The sequence below is a fragment of the Pseudidiomarina sediminum DSM 21906 genome (assembly GCF_000423165.1).
GTDB lineage: Bacteria > Pseudomonadota > Gammaproteobacteria > Enterobacterales > Alteromonadaceae > Pseudidiomarina > Pseudidiomarina sediminum.
Genome location: NZ_KE383983.1, coordinates 121,705 through 138,870 on the forward strand (window position 1 = coordinate 121,705; position 17,166 = coordinate 138,870).

The following is a 17,166-nucleotide window of genomic DNA, read 5'->3' on the forward strand; positions in this document are numbered from 1 at the left end:
CATGCTGCCTTTGTTGGCCTTTGTACTGGTCGCTGTGCTGGCATTAGCGGGATTGATTTCCTCACCGCTAGCGTTAGCGGTCGGATTCGTGTTGGCTGGGTTTGGCATGGTTCCCAAACATTTTAACCCTGCGCAGTTAGCAAAGCGTTTGCTGGCAGTGAGTATTGTGTTGCTGGGTTTTGGGATTCACATTGATACCGCATTGGCCGTGACGGGTGACGCCTTAGGCTTAATTGTTACCTCGATTGTGGTGACCTTAGTGTTAGCGCTCGTGATTGGGCGCTGGCTGGGCCTAGAAACCACCACAGCGCATTTAATTGGTTCTGGTACAGCAATCTGCGGGGGGAGTGCGATTGCGGCTGTGGGGCCTGCGGTGCGTGCGCGCAGTGACCAAATGGCGTTAGCTTTGGCGATCGTGTTTATTTTAAATTCAGTTGCGCTGTTGATCTTCCCGCCGATTGGGCACTTCTTGAATCTAGACCAATATACCTTTGGTTTATGGGCCGCTATTGCGATTCATGACACCTCATCTGTGGTGGGGGCGGCGGAAGCCTACGGCGACGAGGCGCTGTTAGTTGCGACGACGGCAAAGCTGGCGCGAGCACTCTGGATTTTACCGGTTGCCGTGGTCTCGGCTTGGGTCGCGGCGCGATACAATAAAAAAACCGGGCATGCTAAAATGGCGTTACCTTGGTTTATCGGCGGTTTTATTGCCGCAGCACTGATTGCCAGCTATCTCCCTAGTGGTGACGTTGCTTATGGCTATCTGTTTTTGCTCGGTAAGCGTTTGTTGGTGTTGTGTTTATTCTTGATTGGGTTAAGCCTGACGTTAAAACGTATTCGTGCAGCTGGTTTTAAGCCGCTTCTGCTCGCGCTTATCTTATGGCTGGTGATTGCTTGCGGCAGCCTCATTTGGCTGCTGTGGTAACCTTCATAAGGCTCAATTTGCTCTTTTTTTTATAGCAAAAGTTATCAATGTTACGTCTAAGTATGCCGTTTGGTAGATTGCGGTAACACTCCCTTCAAGCGGATAATGAAACTAAAACCCTCAATTTGACAGGGGGTTAGTTGTCAACTAATTAAACATTAACTTACCAAATTACTTTTCTGATGCGACCGCGAAGAAATTGTTGTGTGGGGTAAGAGTCTCAGACGCTTGCGGGAGAAGCCCTATGACATGGTTTGATGCCTTTGTAATGTACCTGTATGGCTTAAAGTGGTTGGCCATAGTTGTGATGGTACTCCTCTTTATTTTCGGTATTGATGATCTTTTTATCGATCTTTATTACTGGACACGCCGAATCTACCGAAAATTAACGATTTATCGAAAGCATGACTATGCGGACCCCGATAAGCTCCTTGCCGAACCTGAGAAGCCACTTGCGATTATGGTGCCAGCGTGGCAAGAAATGGGAGTGGTCGATAAGATGGCGGCCAACGCAGCGGCCTCGTTGGATTATGAAAACTATCAAATTTTCATTGGTACTTATCCCAATGATCCGGAAACCCAAGCTGAAGTTGACCATGTTGTCGAACATTATCCTAATGTCCACAAAGTTATTTGTGTCGAGCCTGGGCCAACCAGCAAAGCAGATTGTCTGAACAATATTATTGCGTCGATCATCGAGTTCGAAAATAAAACCAAGATTGAGTTTGCCGGTTATATTTTACATGACGCAGAAGACGTCATCTCGAGTATGGAGTTACGACTGTTTAACTACTTGATCGGTCGAAAAGACATGATCCAGTTACCCGTGTATCCCTACCCCCAGAAATGGTATGACTTTACCGCCGCCCATTATTTAGACGAGTTTTCTGAGTTGCACGGTAAAGATATCGTGGTGCGTGAATCGCTGGCCGGCCAAGTACCAAGTGCTGGCGTCGGTACTTGTTTCAGTCGCCGTGCGATCATTCACTTATTAAAAGAAGGTGATGGCTTACCCTTTGACGTCCAGTCGCTCACCGAAGACTACGATATCGGCTTTCGGTTGAAGAGTTGGGGGATGGAAGAAATTTTCGTCCGCTACCCAGTCACCCTTGAGCAAGCCCAATTACGTGAGCAAAAAGCTGGCGTTGGCAAGCGCGCTGGTAACGTGGTGTGCGTGCGCGAACACTTTCCAACCACATTTAAAACCTCTGTGCGGCAAAAGACCCGTTGGATTATCGGTATTATCTTCCAAGGCTCACGCACATTGAAATGGACCAAGGACTGGAAAATTAACTACTTTTTATGGCGTGACAGACGGGGCGCCATTGCCAACATTGTCAGCTTCTTAGCGATGGCACTCTTTATCCAGTTGTTAGTGATTTGGACGGTTGAGCAATTTTATCCAAGTAGCTACCGCGTGCTATCGATTTTTGAAAACGAACCGATGATCGTGTTCTTCTTATACGCCAACTTGTTGTTCCTAGTAAATCGGCTCGTGCAACGCTTTTATTTTGCCAAGCAATACTATGGTTGGTGGCAAGGTTTTCTCTCAATCGTGCGTATTTTCTGGGGTACCTTGATTAACTTTACCGCGAGTTTACGTGCTATCAAGCAGGTCATGCAGCATGGTGACCCGAGAAAAGTTGCTTGGGATAAAACCTCCCATGTTTATCCAGTGGTGGCACCGCCACGCAAACAACCGCTTGGCTCATTGTTGATTGGGCATGGCAAACTTACCGAGGCGCAACTTGAGCAAGCCTTGATGGAACGCCCTCCAGGAATCCGTCTCGGTGTTTATCTGGTGACGGCGGGATATGTGACGCTAAATGATTTGAGCGAGGCGATTGCCGAACAAGAATACAGTTCATTTCAGGCCTGTGATCCGTTTGAACTTTCACAGGAGTTGATTGACAACTTACCGAGCGAACTAGCCTTTAAATACTCAGTTTTACCGCTTGCTGAGGATGGAAAAACGCTGGTTGTTGGTCGAGAGTATGCGTTGAGTCCGGTGTCAGAGGCTGCACTAAGCCGTCGTCTCGGTCGACCTGTCCGCGGATGCGTGACCACCCAAGGGGCGGTCACTTTGGGTCTGCGCTATTGGTATATGAATGATAAAGAAGTCGATCCCCGCGAGGCGTTAGAACACGTGCAGCGCAGCCAAAACCTTGATGCGCACGCGTTACAGCGGTTACGGGATACTTACTTTATTCGTCAATTACCTTTTGGTGTGGCGTTGGTGCAAGCTCAAGCCATCGATTCAGCGGTGATGGCGCAAGTGATGATTTCATATCAACGCAGTGGCGAAACGCGGTTAGGAGACTACTTGGTTCGTGAAGGCATTATCACAGATGCACAACGCGAAGCAGCGCTAGCTTATCAAAAGCGCCATCAAGTAGAGATGAAGGAACTATTAGCGGAGGCGGTTGCTGGGCAACCGGGTAACTCATGCGAATTCTAAGTTTACTTGCAGCATTTACTGCTGTCGCGCCACAAACGCTGGGTGACGGGATCTTTGTTGGCTTATCAGACTACGAAGAGTTCCGAACCTACCCCTATGTTGATAAAGCCTTTCGTTACCAAGAAGCGCAGCAATACCAAGCGGCGCTAAAAGAGTTGGAACGTGCGATTACTATTGCACCGGAACACACACCGTTTTACCAATACGCATTTGAGTTAGCGATGCTCAACAAAGATGTCGAGCGAGCCAAGGCTTATCTAGCCCTCGTTCCCGAACCACGTCGAGAGCCGTTACGGCAACGTATGTTAAGGACGGTGATGGCCCAACAGGTCCCCCCCGCAGAAGCGATGCCAACCTTCCTCAATGGGTTAGACGGTGCACAGCGGTTGGAGTTGATAGAGCAAGGCCTGTATCAGTTGCAAAAAGAGCAGGGAAAAGCCGATGCTTGGGCATGGCTCAATGCTTTGCCGGAGTCCCTCTGGAGCCCTGATTTACATTTAATTGCCGCGCGAACAGCGGCTGATGCCGGTTATTTTGAGGCCGCCGCTCAGCACTTCCAAAGCTATGCGGAACATGCCGAACTGGCACCTGAGCAGATTGCTGAGTTCGGGTATATTTTGGTGGAAGCGCAGAATGCGGAAGGGGCCTATGCATTGGCGCAACGCTATCCTCAAGCGAGTGGAGGTGTTATTCGTGAGTTAGCCTATCGGGCGTTGGCGAACGATGATAAGGCTGCGGCGTTAAATTATTTTGCTTGGTTGCACGAGCGCGACTATCTGGCCGCAGCAGATGTGAAGCAGTATTATTTTTTGCTCGAAGAAAGTGGCGATCTTGAGGCGGCGATGGCGCTTGCTGAGCAAGCTCAAACCAGTTGCTTGGAGCAAACTGAGCTGCTGGTACGCATGGATCGTACTGCCGAAGCACAACAGTATTTAGCGAACTGTAGTGTGCAGGAAAACCCGTTGGTATGGCTGACGCTAGCGGAACGTTTACAGCAGTACGAGGCCATTCAGCGGGTGTCATTTAAGCAACCGCAATTACAAGCACGGCAACGCCAATTGCTGATGAATTATTATCATCAAGAAAAAGCCTGGCAGCGTCAGGTTGCGTTACTTGATGGTGTGGCGAAAAATGAGGCCGAGCTGACCTATCTGGCGATGGCATTCGACGCACTCGGCGACCATACGCGGGGCGAGCAGTTGTGGCTCCGCATTTGGCAGAGCTATCGTGATCCGGCGGCCTTAGAAAAAGTTACTTATCTCATGTGGCAGCGCGGTGAGGCGGAAGTTACGTTAGAGCTTTTGCATGATGGTTTTAACGATATTAATTTGGCCAGTGCACCTGGGAAAGTACTGGTGGCGCGCTACATTAATGTTCTTTATGGTCAGCCAGAACTCATTGATGCGGCGCGTGTGACCATGTTGGCCCGGCGTAACGCGGATCCGGTTGATGTGGCTGAGTTATGGCGTTTGCAAGGCGATTGTGATGCTGCGCTGGCCGTCTTAGAGAATGTTTCGCAGCAACGCGGTATTCGCACTCGCGCGGAATGTTTGATGGACCGTGACCCGGAAGCAGCCTATCAAGCCCTGCAACTGGCTCTCGGTGAAACACCTGCAGCGGCAGATTTACGCGCCTTAGCTTCGTTAGCGCAGCGGGTAGGCGAGCATGCGGCAGCAGCAAGTTACTTGCAACGTATTCCGGCCGAGGAGCGCGTTGGTTCAGATGAGCTTGCGATTGCGCGGATGTACTATTTACAAGGCGACTATGTGGCGGCGGAAACAGCCTGGCAAAGCGCCCGCGAAGAGCATGAGTTGGATTGGTGGTTGCTGGGTGTTGATATCGCTCAGGCGCAAGAGAATCAAGCCAAGACGTTGATCTTGCTAGAGCGTGCCGATCAACGTTTTGACTCACCGTTGTTGGTGGAAGAGCGTGCCCATATCTATCGTTTACAAGGCGACCGCGACGCTCTTGAGGCTTTATATCGCGACGCTGTCATGACCCATCCAGAGAATCGTCATTTCCAAGCAGAGTTGGCGTATGCCATTTATGAGCGCGATCCGAAGGAATCGGCGGACTACTTTGACCGCGCGCTCTTGGGTCATGAAGCAGACGCGCAAGTGAAGCATCTGCATCAAGCTGCTTTTGCGTTCCATTATCGTGACGATAAAGACAAAACGAAACACTATGCTGCGGCTGCCATTGATCGGATGTTGGCAGCGCCTGAGGCCGATGAGATTGAGCTGCTAAAAGCGCAGCGCTTGCATCGAGAAGTTGACAGCCAATGGGCGTTCACTGTTGCCGGTTGGGCCGGTGATAGTAGTCGGGCGAGTGCTGGCCAAGCGATTGACGCGCAGTCAGATTACTTCATGCAGGCGCAGGCAGCGTACCAGTTCACCGACGCACAAGCTGGCTTTGGTGGTCTTGGCGCTCAACTGAGTTTGTTGCAAGGTGGCGAAAGTGATTTCTTTGAAACGCAAGAGCTTGATTTGGCGTTAACTTGGCGTCCATCGCAAACCTTTAATGGCGTGCTTTCCGCTGGTTTGCGTAAGCAACTGGATGGTGATAAAGAATTGAAGCCTTACGTGCGGGCTTCAGCGGACCTATTCAGCCCTTGGACGAAAAGTAAGTGGTGGGAGCCAGAGCACGATTTAGTGTGGTACAGCACCTTCTTCGTCGATGGCATTTACTATCCTGAAGATGATCAGTCTGCCTTCTTTAGTCGGTTGGAAACAGGCCCGGTGTTTGCGCTAAGCTACCATCATTTGCAAACGTTGCGCGTGTACGGCTTTTTACAAGGCGATACCTCGCATGATTTAGCTTTAACGGGTGATGCCGATGACGCTCGAGCGGGTCTTGGCGTGGGCTGGATGTCTGAATGGTTCCAGTCTGATTACAACAGCTATAATTTACGAATGGAGCTTGGCCTAGAATGGCAACATGTCGTATCCAGCGATTATGCCGACGACGGCGACAACGCGTTCTTGGTGCGCTTCGAACTTTACTTTTAGGTGTCGGGCTGCTGATGTCGTCCGTTGTGACAACGTCAGCAGCTAGCGAGCAGCAAGGGGTGATGTACCAACCCTTGAATCGCGATAGCGAGTTAGGCGCCTATGGTTGGCATTACTTGTTTCAGCAACTGCGTAATGATGGCATTGATTTTGGCGTATTGCAGTGGACGCAATACGGTGACGAAGACTTTAGCGCGGGCCAACCTTGGTTGCGCGACAGCATTACCGTTTGGCAGAACTATATGCCGCTCTGGCTCGGCCTACACCTTGAGGATGACTATTTTACCGAGATGAGTAAGGGCCTTGCGGCACAGCAGACGTTTTTTACCACTTATCTGCGTAAAGTGAATGCTTCGGTTGCCCGTTGGGAGGCGTGGCGGCAGCAGCATTCGGCGCAGTTTTTGGGCTGGTATATTCCGTTAGAGCTCAGCGATGCCTATTTCGATACCCCCGCAAAACGTCAGCAGTTGGCAACCTTTTTGACCCAGCTACGTGAACGTATAGGAACCACACCGCTAGCAATTAGTGTATTTATGAGTGCGACCTTGCCAGCAGCTGAATTTGGCGCATGGTTGGAGGACATTCAGCAACTTGGGTATCACGTCTGGTTGCAAGATGGTGTGGGTACCCAGGCTTTATCAGCGGCGCAACGCGCAGACTATTTTGCTGCTTTGAATTGTGATGTGGTGATGATTAACGAGGCCTTCGTGCAGACCTCGAAACAGCCTTTTGCGGCGCGCTCTGCCTCTGCGGAGGAACTTGCGGCGGCAACCTCAACAAGTTGTCACCGCCGCATTTGGTTCTCTTTGCGCTATTTACCGCAGGCGGTTGGACTTCTGTATCTTTCAGATGTCACGCGCCAATTGCCGGCGCCTTAGTCGCGCCATAGTTTTAGCTGACCTTTGTCAAAGTTGAGAAAGCTGCCGTCTTTGAGCTGCAGTTGTAAGGTGCCATCTGCGAACACTTTGACATGGTTTACTTGGTTTAGTTGACGTAAGAACGTGTCTTCGTAGGCCATGGCTTCACCTGCACACATGCGCTTGGTAACCGCCAATGGGCCAAACTGGAAGTTTTCACCCGTCATTGCGTAACTGCCTGTTAAGTAATTACACCCCGCAAAACCACTGACTTGTGAGTCAGAGTGGAAGGTCAAACTGACCGGCTCACCTTGTGCATTTGGGCTGTTTTGTGCGAGCCAAGTCGCACCGGCAAACAGACGCTTCGGATCGCCCGCGCAGCCTTGGTGTTCGCTACCTTGGTGCTTAAAGGTGGCTTTGTAAGGGTAGCTTTGGCCACTCATAGTGTCGTAGCAAACCATATCTTTCAGGGTTAATTCAGCGTCGTCGGCAAAACGAATAGAGAAACCATCACGAATCGCAGTCGTTTCTGTGACAGCTAGCTTGGTTTCTTCGCCTGGCGTACGTAAAACTGCCTCATCACCATTGCGGTTAATAAGCCAAAATGGCTCGTTGCCACGCGCACTAATTTGCTGAGGTAGTGAACCTTCGGCAATACAGAGTGGTAGCGAGAAGTTTTCTGTACTAAATTGGGCTTCGTTGCCTTTGTTCCAGAATTCAGCGCCTTTTTCTTCGTTGACGTAGCGAGCGCCAGATGCACTTTTCGTCGCTTGCATAACCAAGCTTTGGTCGTTAAACGTCAGCGTAAGCTGTTCGCCGTTGAGTTCAGTACCGACCTTTAAAGCGCCACAGTGGTAGACCGTTGTAGTGTCTTGAGACGGCGCTTCAGAACTACAAGCGGACAATACTGCGAGCGAAAGTAGCGAAATAGCCGGCATGATACGAAGTGCGGACATAGTGATGCTCCTAATAGGTAATGTTCCTCTCTATTATCGCCAGTTACGATAGGTTTTACGAGAGATGATGCGCTAGGTTAACATAGCCTTTACACAAAGATGATGAACGCAAGATAATCCAAGGATCCATATGAAAGCTTTAATGAAATTAAGCGCAGTTGCGTGTCTGTTGGTGGGCTTGACCGCTTGCCAACCTGCGACCGATGAGACGACTACCACATCACCAGCGCGTGATATGGCGGCAACTGAAACGGCGCCTGCACAGGTAGAGTATAGCTTCGTTAAAGGAAAAGATTACGAAGTCCTTGAGAAAACCATCACAACCTCTTATTTCGACAAACCAATCGGTGCACGTGGCTATGTCATGGAATTCTTATGGCCGGGCTGCCCGCACTGTCAGCATTTGAATCCGACCATCAATGCTTTTGCGCTTGAGTTCCCTGATGTTGCTGTCATCAAGCGTGCAGCGCCAGCAACCGAGCGTTGGGCCTACGACGCGCGTATTTTTTTCGCCCTAAGAGGCATTGCAGGGACGAATTTAGACGATGAATTGATCGAGTACTACCAACGTATCGCTGAAAACCAGAAACGGCTTCCGACGCCAGAAGATATCCAGTTCTTTCTTCAGGAATATCAGGTCAGCCCGTCAGATTTTGCTGAGGCAATGAACGACCCTACTTTAACCGCGAAGTTACGTATTGTATTAGAAGATATGAAGCGTGCTGACCTCAGTAAAGTGCCAATGCTGGTGGTCAATGGTAAATATGTCGTTACCGCACCAGCGCCACACGACCCACAGGACGCGCAGCGCTATTTTGCGTTACTGAACTACCTAGTCGATCTCGGCTAAGTGTCGGTCGAGCCATTGTTGAAAGTGCTGGGCAGGTAATGCACCTGCTTGGCGCGCAATTTCCTGGCCTTGATCAATGATCATTAAGGTAGGAATACTTCGAATGGCAAAGTGTTGTGCGAGGTGAGGCTCGGTCTCGGTGCTGATTTTGATAAAGCGGACCTTATCAGCGTAGCGTTTGGCGACCTCGTTAAACACTGGTGCAAATTGTTGGCATGGGCCACACCAACTTGCCCAAAAATCAATCACCAAGGGTAGATCACTGTCACGATGGGTTCGAAATTGATCCGCGGTGACACTGAAGGCTTGGCCGTCGAAAAGCGGCTGGCCACAGGCGCCACATTTTGCTTCAGCCCTGGCTTTGTCGGCGGGCACGCGGTTTTTCTTGTGACAGTGCGAACACGCCGCGACAATCGAGGTGGTCATAGAGGATTCCTTTTAATTTAGCTTTCCCTTAATTATGGTGGCATTCTGCCAACTTTCAACCTGCGGAGTGGCATTTTTTGCGTCTTTCACTATGCTCAAATGAGTCGCAGGTAACTGCAAATGAAAGAGGGGATGACTGATGCAAAATGTCGGTGGTGTTGATCGTTTGATTCGCATTGTCTTAGGTATCGTGGTGATGTTGTGGTCACTGAATGCTGGCAATTTTTGGTGGATAGCTGGTGCGGTTATTTTAGCCACCGGTTTGTTCCGTTTTTGCGGCTTGTACAAACTGCTTGGCATTTCGACGTGTAAGCTGAAAACCCCTACCTGAGCCGTTAAATTATGTTATTTTGGCGTCATTCACTTTGTCTTAGTTGAAAGGAACACAGAATGACGCCAGCTCAAGCTCGCCAGTTGGTTAGTATGCAAATCGCATTTAACCAAGTGATAGACCCTGATTACCCAGAAGCTCCCAAAGTAAAGCGCGATGACGTGAAAGCCATCTTGGTGGAATTAGGGGAGTATTTTGAGCATACCGCGTATAAGTGGTGGAAAAAGCAAAGTGCCGACTGGGATCAGGCCAATATGGAACTGATTGATATCCTGCATTTCGCCATTTCAGATGCCGTGGAGCACGCTTGCCAGCGAGGTCTCGATCAAGCTGCGGCGACCGACGCTGTAGCGCAACTGATTGGGCAAAGCTTTGCCGCACCGGTATCAGTGAAGGATGGTAAAGAACTGATTGTGGCGATGGCACAAGACGGTGCTGCGACAGCCTCTTTGGTGTGTGGCGAGCAATTTTTCGCAGCCTTGGCAGCGATGTTGGTTGCTGCATACGGTGATGCTGATACGGCTTACCTGACCTACATCGGCAAAAATGCCTTGAACAACCTACGCCAGCAGCGCGGTTATAAACAAGGCACGTACATCAAAATGTGGCATGGCGAGGAGGACAACGAGGTGATGATGCGCCTACTGAGTGAGCATCAAACGACCATTGTTGGGGCGCCTCAGCCGCTAGCTCACGCCCAACAACTCCTGCTTGATCATTACGACGTGCACGTCGCGACCAACGCAGGTTAATCGTCGCGATGTACTTCCCAGCTTTGTGCTGGGTACTCGGGCAGTGCCACGGGCTCTTCGAGAGCGCGTAGGCGCTGCACGTCATTAAAGACTTGATTACGAAATTTACCTAGCTCGCGCCACAACTGCGAAAACGCTGCGGCACCCTCAGTACGATCCGACTCGATATAGGTTTTTAGTAAGGGGCCTACCGCCGCAAAACCTGCTTCGACACGCTTTGCTTGTGCTTGTTCAAAGGCTGTTACTTGTTGTTGCCAAGGCGAGCTTGCCTGCGGGGGCGCTACAAAAGATTGCTCCAGAAAGTAGGCCTGATAGTCGGCTGATGAATACGAGGCGGCGTTGGTCCAATGTTGCCAATCGGCCTTATTGGTCACTTGTCCACTGTGCGGGTCAATGATCATCACCGTTGGGGTGCCATAAAAGGTTGGCTGTTGAAAGTGTTCTGTTACGCCGTCGCCTTGGTCAAAATAACTCACATCAACGCGTACCATGACAAAGCGTTCGGCTAATTGGCGATGCAGCGTTTCGTCGGTAAAGTTTTGCATAAGCGCTCGACTGTCATGGCACCAATCCGCGCCTAAAATCACCATCAGTAATTTGTTTTCACGTTGCGCTTGCTGTTGCGCCGCGGTGATCTGCGCAAGGGAAGGTGTGTGTCCACTAAAATATGGGGTGTCGGCGCTTGCTAAGGCAGCAGTGCTTTGCAATAAAAATGTGATGAGGACAAGGAAACGAAAGCTCATGAGTTCTTCCTAAAGGTTCTGATTGCGTTCAATATGTCTATAGATGCGATTGACGCCTAGTGATGTAAAGGCCAACCCTATGCTGTTTGTGATAATTTAATAGCACTCAATCAATAATTTACGCTACAGAATAAAGGTAAACAACTATGTTAAAAGCGTTAAAGGTGAGCGCGTTAGCGCTGGCGCTAGGAACCACAGCCGCGGTCAGTGGTTTGCAGCCGAGTTTCGCGAACCCAGTGAAACTGAACTATCAAGAGCCCGACCAAGCCATCATTGATATCGTTGATGCAGCGCCATCACCTGGTGGTAGCTTAAGTCCAGCAGGTGATCTTTTATTGGTGACCAACTATCCGTCGTTGCCGACCATTGCCGATGTTGCTGCGGAGCAATTAAAGCTTGCGGGCCGTCGCATTAATCCTGCCAACTACACGGTCAGTCAAGCGCGTTACGTGAGCGGTATTAGTTTGGTAGACGTTGACAGTGGCGAGCCGGTTGCGATTGATGGTTTGCCAAATGATCTTAAAGCCTTGGGCGTAAGTTGGTCACCAAATGGTCAGTACATCGCGTTTGCCCAGCAAACCCCAACAACTGTCGAGCTTTGGCTGGTTGATGTTGCGGCGCAGCAAGCGAAAAAATGGTCGAGTGCGCCGTTAAACGCAGTGTGGGGCCCTCGTTTGGAGTGGCGCCATGATAGCAGTGGCCTTTACAGCTACACGGTTGCTGAGGGCTTGACCAAGCCAGCAACACAAACGGTGCCGACAGGCCCTGTCATCACAGAGAGCTCTGGCCGTACAGCACCGGCGCGGACCTATCAGGATTTGTTGCAGAACAAAGTTGATGAAGCGCTATTTGATTACTACTTCACCAGTCAAATTCAGTTCTTCTCGGTTGCTGGTGATGCTAAGAAACTGGGTAAACCAGCGATTTACACTGGGGTGCAGAGCTCGCCAAATGATAACTACCTCTTGGTAAGCAACATCGAGCGTCCATACTCGTACGCTGTGCCTTACTATCGCTTCCCAGAAACGACACAAGTGTGGAGCAGCCAAGGTGAAGCTGTTTACACTGTGGTAGAGCAGCCATTGGCGGATAACCTGCCGATTGCCTTTGATGCTGTGGTACAAGGTCGTCGTGATATTCGCTGGCGCAATGACGCTGATGCCACCTTGATTTGGGCTGAAGCACAAGATAAAGGTGATCCAGCGGTGAGCGCTGAGGTACGTGATGAAGTGTATCAGCAAGCCGCGCCATTTAAGCAAGCGCCACAAAAACTACTGGAGTTGAGCAAACGCTTAGGTCGGGTGCTCGCTGCAGACGAAGAGCATGTGTTGATTTGGGAGCGTTGGTGGGCTGATCGTGATGAGAAGCTCTGGTTGGTGGATGCAACCGGCGAACGTTCGCCACAATTGGTCTGGGATCGTTCGTGGGAAGACCGCTATAACGATCCAGGTGAGCCGCTGACCGTACAGCGCGATGGCCGTACCTTGTTGTACCTCAACGACGGTAAGGTGCTATTGACAGGGAAAGGAGCATCGGATGAAGGCGACCGTCCATTCATCGATACCTTTGACCTCGCAGATCAAAGTAGCGAGCGTTTGTGGCGCAGTGAAGCACCTTATTTTGAGCGACCGTTGGCGTTGCTTGACGCTGAAGAAATGACCTTCTTAACCCAGCGCGAGGGCGTCGATGATCCAGCAGACTTTTTTGTCCGTGATATTGATGACGATAACTTGCAAGCGTTGACAGAGACGCCACACCCAACACCGCATACCAAAGGTATTACCCGTGAGATGATTTCGTATGAGCGTGAAGACGGCTTAGCAATGTCTGCAGAGCTTTATTTGCCTGCAGGATACGATAAAGAGCGTGATGGTCCGTTACCGACCATCGTTTGGGCTTACCCGCGTGAATACAAGAGCTCTTCAGCTGCGGCCCAAGTCTCGGGTTCGCCGTATGAGTTTATGCGCTTAAGCTTCTGGGGGCCTCAGTACCTTGCAACCCAAGGCTACGCGGTACTTGCTAACGCGACCATGCCAATTGTGGGTGAGGGTGATAAGCAGCCAAATGATACCTTTATTGAGCAGTTGGTGATGAATGGTAAAGCGGCAGTGAAAGCCGGTGTGGATCTTGGTGTTACGGATCCTGAGCGTGCTGCCTTGGGTGGCCACTCGTATGGTGCGTTCATGACCGCAAATATGCTTGCGCATAGCGATATCTTTAAAACCGGTATTGCGCGTAGTGGTGCGTTTAACCGCAGCTTGACGCCATTTGGCTTCCAGCGTGAAGAGCGCACGATTTGGGATGACACCGATTTGTACATTGGCATGTCGCCGTTCTTCCATGCCGATAAAATCAATGAGCCTTTGTTGATGATTCACGGTTCAAATGATAACAACTCGGGCACTTTCCCGATGCAGTCTGAGCGTCTTTATCAGGCGGTGAAGGGCTTAGGCGGTACCGCTCGTTTGGTCATGTTGCCGCATGAATCTCATGGCTACCGTGCCCGTGAGTCAATGCTGCATATGTTGTGGGAACAAACGCGCTGGTTGGATATCTACCTGAAAGGTGAAACTGAATAAGTTTCTTTCCATGCAAAAGCCCGCTTCGTTAGCGGGCTTTTTAGCAACTACGGGCAAGAATACGGTCTAGGTGATTGGCGAATGCCATGCGGTCACGTTGATGCAGTGGCGGCGGTCCACCGCTTTGAATGCCACTTGAGCGCAGCGTTTCCATAAAGTCCCTGACATTGAGTCGCGCACCAATACTGTCTTTGGTAAACAATTCACCGCGGGGGCTGAGGGCTTGTCCGCCTTTGGCTAGAATTTCTGCGGCAAGAGGGATATCTGCAGTAATGACCAGATCACCGGGCTGACAGCGTTGCACGATTTCATTATCTGCAACGTCAAAACCGCTATTCACGATTAGTGTGCTAATGTACTTCGACGTTGGCACGCGCAGCGCGTGATTGGCGATAAGCATCAGCTGCAGTTGTTTACGTTCTGCGGCGCGATAAAGAATATCTTTGATGACCGCTGGGCAGGCGTCAGCATCAACGTAAATTTTCATAGGCGCTTTTCATTGAAAATGACAAGATGAGCTGAGTTTACCATGCTATCGCGGGATAGGAGTTTTCGTTGCGACAAAAACTACTTTTTTTAGCCACAGCACCCTTGCTGTGGTGGCAAGGCAAACGCGTACGAGCAACCACCCCACGGTTACCGGAAGCGGCGGGCGAACGCTCGGGGAATGCGCGGCAACAACCGTCGTTAAGATTGCTGCTGCTTGGTGATTCAGCCATCGCTGGAGTCGGATGTGAGACTCAGGCTGAGGCGCTGACCGGACAGTTGCTGCAATGCTTATCAGACTATCAGGTGCAGTGGCAATTGGTGGCGCGCTCGAGTTTGACCTGTGCTGGGGTATTCGCCCTGCTACAAAGCACTGAACTGATTGCGCCGAAATTTGACGTAGTGGTGATTTCAGTAGGGGTCAACGATGTCACTCGGCGAACTTCCGTGCAGCAATGGCGTCGCGATTTGCAGCGTATGACAGCTTATTTGCAGCAACAGCTGGGGTGTCAGCAAGTGTTGTACACAGAGCTACCACCCATGCATAAATTTCCAGCCTTACCGCAGCCGTTGCGGTGGTTCGTCGGCAATCAAGCGCGTGCGTTGAACACGGCGCTAGAGGAGCATTGCCAATCCCATTCAGGTGCTGAGGTACTCTCCTTTGATATACCTTACCGGCCAGAGTACCTTGCGAAGGATGGTTATCATCCGTCTCCAGCTGCGGCCCAGATTTGGGCGGCGGGGGCAGCGCAAGCGATTCAGCAACAGTTCATCGTAACAACGTCGGGTGAGGAGGCGTGATGTTTAAGAAGCTCCTGGGTTTTTTGCTGATGGTCATGGTCGTCGTGACTGTTATGGATGTTTGGCGCGGCAAAGATCTACCCGTCGGTGAGCTACCGGAAAGTGTGTGGATGACCATTACCGAGCAACAGCGCGATATTATTGCGGAAAGCTATGAGCAACCTGTGATTGTTTATTTTTGGGCTACTTGGTGCCCGGTGTGCTCGACGATCACGCCCAGCGTTGATTGGTTGGCAGGGCATCTGCCAGTGGTGACGGTAGCGATGCGCTCTGGAACTGATGCAGAGCTGCAACGGTATGTGACGCAGAACGATTACCAGATGGTGGTGGTGAATGATGCGACAGGGCGTTTATCGCAGCAGTGGGGAGTGCCGGTAACTCCCGCGTTTGCTATTGTCAGTGAAGGTGAGATTCAATCCTTTACTGCCGGCTTGACCACACCGATGGGGCTCTATGCACGCTGGCTCTGGGCAAAATGGTTGTAATGGTGAGAGCACTGCGTCGGCAGTGCCCTTTCGTTTCACCCAAACACTCACCTATTCAATGACTTCCCACGTCATCTTGTAATTCCATTTGTCGAAGTACAGGTTACCGAGCTCCCACTCCACTTCACCGCGTTGTGAGTCGACAGTCTCTGAACGTGTGTGCTGCTTGGCTGGGAAGAAAGGTTGACTGAAGTCATCGTTAAACGTCAGGCGGTAGGCGTCGAGGCTGCCCAAGTAGAACCAGCGCAATGCGTCATCCATGGTATTCAGCTGACCGTGGGTGACATCCATTGGCATCCAGCCGTAGGGCTCGAGATAGAACCAACCCCAGTCGTGCATCGTGTTGAACTTGCCATCCGAGAACTCCCAACCCGACTGCCAACGTGTTGGAATACCGTTCATACGCATTAAGGTCATTAACAAGAGCGTTTGCTGGCCGCAGTCGGCGTGCCCGGCCGTCGCTGCATACTCACTGATATTCGCGATGGACGAGTATTCGCGGGCACTCGCCCAAGGAATGTCATCAACTGCGGCAAACAGTTTCTGTGCAATGCGATAAAGGTTGGTTTCATCGCCAACAATACGCTCGTTCAATGCCTGCAAGGTTTCATTAAACACCATGTGTGGCGCGCGCTCCCCTAAATAAGGGGCAAGGGCCGCTGGATCTTTGAGCGGGGTCACTTGGGCTGCATCAATGCGATTGTGAATGGCATGTGCTGTGTATTCATAGCTGATCGAGAAAGCGGTAGGCTCACCCGCTTTAGTTTGCTGCTCAAAGTAAGCGGTACGTTGCAGTTGCTGCTCGTTGGCAATCAATGGATCCGTAGGTGATGCGCTGAGCAACTGAATATCGGTTTGTTGGCCTGGAATAGCGCGTGGAAACGGCAACCAGACGCGCAAGGTTTGCTCTGCAGGAATGACATCTGGCTTTACCGTAAGCTCATAGGTAATACGAATGCGCTTGCTCGTATCCTCGTTATTCATGATTGCCTGATGGTGCGGATGGACTTGATACAGTGGTGCAATAGAGTAGTACCAGCTTTTCGGTTCAATGCGTCGATCACGCGCGGCATCGTCTATATAGAAAAGGTTCGATACCGCACGATTAAAGTAGCGTTTCTCGCCATCAATGATTTGGTACTCCAACAAGCCGGCAGCGTCCCAGCGCTCAAAATCGGCCTCAGTATAGTCTGGAATAAGTTCCGCCAGCTTTTCTTTCACACGCGCTTCAGTCCATTGAAAATCGCGACGCATGCGTGCTTTACGTTCGGTTTCAGAAATCTGCTCGGCGTTGTCTTGGGGGGCACTTTGAGGTTCGCTTGAACAGCCGATAAGCGCGCTACCTGCAAGCATTGCGAGCAAGACGGGGTGGAGTAAAGGTCGCATGTTCCTGTTCCTAATTGTGGTTTATTGTGTGGATTTATTTTGACGTTTTTTGATGAATAATATTATTCACAATTGATTATTTTTGAATCATAAATTATTTACAACGAAGATAAAAGGGGC

At 50.7% G+C, this 17,166-nt stretch carries 15 protein-coding genes; 10 read left to right on the top strand and 5 right to left on the bottom strand.

Annotated features, from left to right (window positions below; translation table 11 throughout):
- Position 1: 1 nt before the first annotated feature.
- From G535_RS0105885 to G535_RS0105900, 4 genes are all read left to right on the top strand, one after another.
- Entirely contained in the window at positions 2-928 is a 927-nt protein-coding gene (locus tag G535_RS0105885) for a YeiH family protein (protein WP_051206991.1), read from the top strand.
- 244 nt (positions 929-1,172) lie between these two features.
- Positions 1,173-3,386, top strand: coding sequence for a glycosyl transferase family protein (locus tag G535_RS13050; RefSeq protein WP_034727783.1), 2,214 nt, complete (start codon positions 1,173-1,175; stop codon positions 3,384-3,386).
- Positions 3,374-6,394, top strand: coding sequence for an NfrA family protein (locus tag G535_RS0105895; RefSeq protein ID WP_026861213.1), 3,021 nt, complete (start codon positions 3,374-3,376; stop codon positions 6,392-6,394). The genes G535_RS13050 and G535_RS0105895 overlap by 13 nt, the downstream gene beginning before the upstream one ends.
- A 14-nt stretch (positions 6,395-6,408) precedes the next feature.
- The gene (locus G535_RS0105900) at positions 6,409-7,272 is read left to right on the top strand and encodes a DUF4434 domain-containing protein (RefSeq protein ID WP_026861214.1); all 864 of its coding nucleotides are present in this window, start codon (positions 6,409-6,411) and stop codon (positions 7,270-7,272) included.
- On the opposite strand, the gene G535_RS0105905 is transcribed toward G535_RS0105900, so the two are convergent.
- Complete coding sequence (locus tag G535_RS0105905; RefSeq protein ID WP_026861215.1) at positions 7,269-8,207, bottom strand: META domain-containing protein; 939 nt, start codon at positions 8,205-8,207, stop codon at positions 7,269-7,271. The genes G535_RS0105900 and G535_RS0105905 overlap by 4 nt on opposite strands.
- Positions 8,208-8,337: 130 nt before the next feature.
- On the opposite strand from G535_RS0105905, the gene G535_RS13865 reads away from it, so the two are divergent.
- On the top strand, positions 8,338-9,057 hold the full coding sequence (locus tag G535_RS13865) for a thioredoxin domain-containing protein (protein WP_026861216.1): 720 nt from the start codon (positions 8,338-8,340) through the stop codon (positions 9,055-9,057).
- Here the strand turns inward: G535_RS13865 and trxC are convergent.
- Positions 9,040-9,483 (bottom strand): thioredoxin TrxC, encoded by a 444-nt coding sequence (gene trxC / locus G535_RS0105915; protein WP_034727787.1) that lies wholly within the window; start codon positions 9,481-9,483, stop codon positions 9,040-9,042. The genes G535_RS13865 and trxC overlap by 18 nt on opposite strands.
- 139 nt (positions 9,484-9,622) lie before the next feature.
- On the opposite strand from trxC, the gene G535_RS0105920 reads away from it, so the two are divergent.
- A complete protein-coding gene (locus G535_RS0105920; protein ID WP_034727790.1) occupies positions 9,623-9,814 on the top strand; it encodes a YgaP family membrane protein in 192 nt (63 codons plus the stop codon).
- Positions 9,815-9,873: 59 nt separating this feature from the next.
- Positions 9,874-10,566: a dUTPase gene (locus G535_RS13060; protein WP_051206992.1), complete on the top strand. Its 693-nt coding sequence runs from the start codon at positions 9,874-9,876 to the stop codon at positions 10,564-10,566.
- On the opposite strand, the gene G535_RS0105930 is transcribed toward G535_RS13060, so the two are convergent.
- Complete coding sequence (locus tag G535_RS0105930) at positions 10,563-11,309, bottom strand: thioredoxin family protein (RefSeq protein ID WP_026861219.1); 747 nt, start codon at positions 11,307-11,309, stop codon at positions 10,563-10,565. The genes G535_RS13060 and G535_RS0105930 overlap by 4 nt on opposite strands.
- Positions 11,310-11,455: 146 nt before the next feature.
- On the opposite strand from G535_RS0105930, the gene G535_RS0105935 reads away from it, so the two are divergent.
- A complete protein-coding gene (locus G535_RS0105935; protein ID WP_026861220.1) occupies positions 11,456-13,888 on the top strand; it encodes a S9 family peptidase in 2,433 nt (810 codons plus the stop codon).
- Between the two features lie 40 nt (positions 13,889-13,928).
- Here G535_RS0105935 and G535_RS0105940 read toward each other — a convergent pair whose 3' ends face one another.
- Complete coding sequence (locus G535_RS0105940) at positions 13,929-14,375, bottom strand: YaiI/YqxD family protein (RefSeq protein ID WP_026861221.1); 447 nt, start codon at positions 14,373-14,375, stop codon at positions 13,929-13,931.
- Positions 14,376-14,443: 68 nt separating this feature from the next.
- Here G535_RS0105940 and G535_RS0105945 point away from each other — a divergent pair, with 68 nt between their 5' ends.
- Together G535_RS0105945 and G535_RS0105950 are read left to right on the top strand one after the other, a co-directional pair.
- Positions 14,444-15,175, top strand: coding sequence for an SGNH/GDSL hydrolase family protein (locus tag G535_RS0105945; protein WP_026861222.1), 732 nt, complete (start codon positions 14,444-14,446; stop codon positions 15,173-15,175).
- Positions 15,175-15,660, top strand: a complete 486-nt coding sequence (locus G535_RS0105950; protein ID WP_026861223.1) for a protein disulfide oxidoreductase — start codon at positions 15,175-15,177, stop codon at positions 15,658-15,660. The genes G535_RS0105945 and G535_RS0105950 overlap by 1 nt, the downstream gene beginning before the upstream one ends.
- Positions 15,661-15,711: 51 nt before the next feature.
- Here the strand turns inward: G535_RS0105950 and G535_RS13065 are convergent, their stop codons facing one another.
- Positions 15,712-17,046 (bottom strand): transglutaminase-like domain-containing protein, encoded by a 1,335-nt coding sequence (locus G535_RS13065; RefSeq protein WP_034727794.1) that lies wholly within the window; start codon positions 17,044-17,046, stop codon positions 15,712-15,714.
- Between the last annotated feature and the right edge of the window lie 120 nt (positions 17,047-17,166).

Bases quoted from the DNA above. Each gene is read 5' to 3' on its own strand.
- G535_RS0105885 (WP_051206991.1), top strand. From the start codon at position 2: ATGCTGCCTTTGTTGGCCTTTGTACTGGTCGCTGTGCTGGCATTAGCG.
- G535_RS13050 (WP_034727783.1), top strand. From the start codon at position 1,173: ATGACATGGTTTGATGCCTTTGTAATGTACCTGTATGGCTTAAAGTGG.
- G535_RS0105895 (WP_026861213.1), top strand. From the start codon at position 3,374: ATGCGAATTCTAAGTTTACTTGCAGCATTTACTGCTGTCGCGCCACAA.
- G535_RS0105900 (WP_026861214.1), top strand. From the start codon at position 6,409: ATGTCGTCCGTTGTGACAACGTCAGCAGCTAGCGAGCAGCAAGGGGTG.
- G535_RS0105905 (WP_026861215.1), bottom strand. From the start codon at position 8,207: ATGTCCGCACTTCGTATCATGCCGGCTATTTCGCTACTTTCGCTCGCA.
- G535_RS13865 (WP_026861216.1), top strand. From the start codon at position 8,338: ATGAAAGCTTTAATGAAATTAAGCGCAGTTGCGTGTCTGTTGGTGGGC.
- trxC (WP_034727787.1), bottom strand. From the start codon at position 9,483: ATGACCACCTCGATTGTCGCGGCGTGTTCGCACTGTCACAAGAAAAAC.
- G535_RS0105920 (WP_034727790.1), top strand. From the start codon at position 9,623: ATGCAAAATGTCGGTGGTGTTGATCGTTTGATTCGCATTGTCTTAGGT.
- G535_RS13060 (WP_051206992.1), top strand. From the start codon at position 9,874: ATGACGCCAGCTCAAGCTCGCCAGTTGGTTAGTATGCAAATCGCATTT.
- G535_RS0105930 (WP_026861219.1), bottom strand. From the start codon at position 11,309: ATGAGCTTTCGTTTCCTTGTCCTCATCACATTTTTATTGCAAAGCACT.
- G535_RS0105935 (WP_026861220.1), top strand. From the start codon at position 11,456: ATGTTAAAAGCGTTAAAGGTGAGCGCGTTAGCGCTGGCGCTAGGAACC.
- G535_RS0105940 (WP_026861221.1), bottom strand. From the start codon at position 14,375: ATGAAAATTTACGTTGATGCTGACGCCTGCCCAGCGGTCATCAAAGAT.
- G535_RS0105950 (WP_026861223.1), top strand. From the start codon at position 15,175: ATGTTTAAGAAGCTCCTGGGTTTTTTGCTGATGGTCATGGTCGTCGTG.
- G535_RS13065 (WP_034727794.1), bottom strand. From the start codon at position 17,046: ATGCGACCTTTACTCCACCCCGTCTTGCTCGCAATGCTTGCAGGTAGC.